At 33.7% G+C, this 1,063-nt stretch carries 1 protein-coding gene; it reads right to left on the bottom strand.

Annotation, left to right across the window (positions count from 1 at the left end):
• Positions 1 to 312: 312 nt before the first annotated feature.
• Positions 313 to 951 carry a thymidylate synthase gene (locus J3495_RS18975; protein WP_210668549.1) on the bottom strand — a complete coding sequence of 213 codons (639 nt, stop codon included), beginning with the start codon at positions 949 to 951 and terminating at the stop codon, positions 313 to 315.
• Between the last annotated feature and the right edge of the window lie 112 nt (positions 952 to 1,063).

The raw sequence follows: 1,063 nt of genomic DNA, 5'->3' as shown, positions 1-1,063 counted from the left end.
CTAGAACATCACAGAAGAAAAGAGGGAGATGATAATTCAAATTTCATTCTTGAATGAAATAGAAAGAGGGACTTTCAGTCCCTCGTAAAACAAACCTCTGCACTTTCAGTGCAGAGTGGTTTAGTTTTTCTTGCTCTTTTTCTATTCTTTTTTGCTCACTTTTTATTTTTTTAGCATATTCTAAAGAATTGTTAGTATAATCGAAAAATTGAAATGAGCACAAATATAAAATGAAATGTGCATTTTTTTAAGCAAAGATAACAAAAGTCAATACGTAATGTACTGGCTTTTTAATTAAGATTTAAACACCATTTAACCAACGTTTAAACTAAACTTAACAGCTTCACCGGACAACAGCTGTTTTGTACTGTCGATGTTATTCTCGTACACATGCACATTACCAAGAAACAATGTTATGCTTTTCAATTGCACATCGATTTTCTTTGAAATCAGATACAAATGATATATATCGGAGGGTAAGCCTAAGTTTGCATCAGAACTACGCTGATACGCGCTAATTATCAACTTACCGTTAGTGATTTGAAACTGAATCAAACTTAAGCATGGCTGTTGGTTACTTTCTGTGTTGTTAGAACCAGGGAATAATACATAATTCTTTGATGATCGTTTCTCCTGGTTAATCTTTTCGATAAGCTTTGGTAATTGTTCGAAATACGTTGGATAACTATTAACCAAAATAGGGCCGCAATAATCCCACCACGAAACGCCAACCTCTCTATAAGCTTCTGTTGAACGTTCACCGGCCATAAACAACTTTAGCTCATCTTTTAATTTCTTTTTAGCTACAGCGTGGCCCTCAAACAGTTCGAGTAAGTCAATTGGTTTTAATTCTAAAGCCTGGTTTAGTAAAAAAGTGTTTGAGCCTTTTTTATTCTGTTGTACTTTACCTTTCACAAGGATTTTGTTAAGCATTTCATGATACTTATTCATAATTCGATTTTTGATTGATGATTGATTATATTATATTTGTCCTTCCTACGATAATTTATAACACAACAAAGCCACAGCAAGAAGACTTATGTCCTCCAACGCTGTGGCTTTG

It is taken from the genome of Flavobacterium geliluteum (assembly GCF_017948595.1).
GTDB lineage: Bacteria > Bacteroidota > Bacteroidia > Flavobacteriales > Flavobacteriaceae > Flavobacterium > Flavobacterium flavipigmentatum.
Note: the sequence above shows the minus strand (reverse complement) of the source record. Positions and strands in the feature narration are given on the sequence as shown.

What these genes read in the sequence shown, in the direction of transcription:
- J3495_RS18975 (WP_210668549.1), bottom strand. Translation starts at nt 951, where the DNA reads ATGAATAAGTATCATGAAATGCTTAACAAAATCCTTGTGAAAGGTAAA.